At 61.7% G+C, this 1078-nt stretch carries 1 protein-coding gene; it reads right to left on the bottom strand.

The genetic code is table 11. The annotated features are described in order from the left end of the window. Position 1: 1 nt before the first annotated feature. Complete coding sequence (locus OOJ09_RS31925; protein WP_269909024.1) at positions 2–1027, bottom strand: sulfate ABC transporter substrate-binding protein; 1026 nt, start codon at positions 1025–1027, stop codon at positions 2–4. Between the last annotated feature and the right edge of the window lie 51 nt (positions 1028–1078).

Below are 1078 nucleotides of genomic sequence, written 5' to 3'. Positions count from 1 at the left end.
CTTACTGGGGCTTGTAGATGTGGTCGAATATACCACCGTCGCCGAAATGATAAGGCTGGGCCTTCTTCCATCCGCCGAAAAGCGGATCGTCGATGGTGATCAGCTTGATTGGCGGCAGCTTGGCGAGGTCCTCGGCGGGCACCAGGTCGGGCTTTGACGGACGATAGTGGTTCCTGGCGATGATCGTCTGCGCTTCCTTGGAATAGAGCCAGCCCAGATAGGCTTCGGCGACCTTGCGCGTGCCCTTGGCGTCGACATTGGCGTCGACCACCGCCACTGGCGGCTCGGCCAGGATCGAGGTCGGCGGGTAGACGATGTCGAATTTGTCGGCGCCGAACTCGTCGAGCGCCAGATAGGCCTCGTTCTCCCAGGCGATCAGCACGTCGCCGAGGCCTTTTTGCGCGAAGGTCACGGTCGAGCCGCGCGCACCGGTGTCGAGCACCGGAACATTGGCGTAGAGCTTGCCGACGAAGTCCTTGGTCTTGGCTTCGTCGCCGCCATCATTGGCGTTGGCGTAGGCCCAGGCGGCAAGATAGTTCCAGCGCGCGCCGCCCGAGGTCTTGGGGTTGGGGGTGATCACCTGGACGCCGTCCTTGACCAGGTCGCTCCAGTCGTGGATGGCCTTGGGATTGCCCTTGCGGACAAGGAAGATGATGGTCGAGGTGTAGGGCGCCGAGTTGTTGTCGAATTTGGTGCGCCAGTCCGGATTGATCTTCTTCGACTTGGCGACGATGGCGTTGATGTCGCCTTCGAGCGCCAGCGTCACCACATCGGCGTCGAGGCCGTCGATTACGGCGCGGGCCTGGGCGCCCGATCCGCCATGCGATTGCTGGATGGTGACCGTCTCGCCGGTCTCGGCCTTCCAGTGCGCGGCGAAGGCTTCGTCATAGGCCTTGTAGAGCTCGCGTGTCGGATCGTAGGACACGTTGAGGATGGTGGTGTCGGCAAACGCCAAACCGAGCGTGCCGAACTGGACAGACGTGGCGACCAGCGCGCCGAGCAGTTTCCGGAAATGAGGTTTGGTCATTTCTGCCTCCGTTGAACCCGCGCCAATCTACCGAATTGATAGAAATAAGAT

Origin of the sequence: Mesorhizobium qingshengii (assembly GCF_027563465.1) — a bacterium.
Lineage (GTDB): Bacteria > Pseudomonadota > Alphaproteobacteria > Rhizobiales > Rhizobiaceae > Mesorhizobium > Mesorhizobium qingshengii_A.
The sequence above is the reverse complement of the archived record's forward strand: the minus strand, read 5'-3'. Positions and strand labels throughout refer to the sequence as shown.

Bases quoted from the DNA above. Each gene is read 5' to 3' on its own strand.
- OOJ09_RS31925 (WP_269909024.1), bottom strand. From the start codon at position 1,027: ATGACCAAACCTCATTTCCGGAAACTGCTCGGCGCGCTGGTCGCCACG.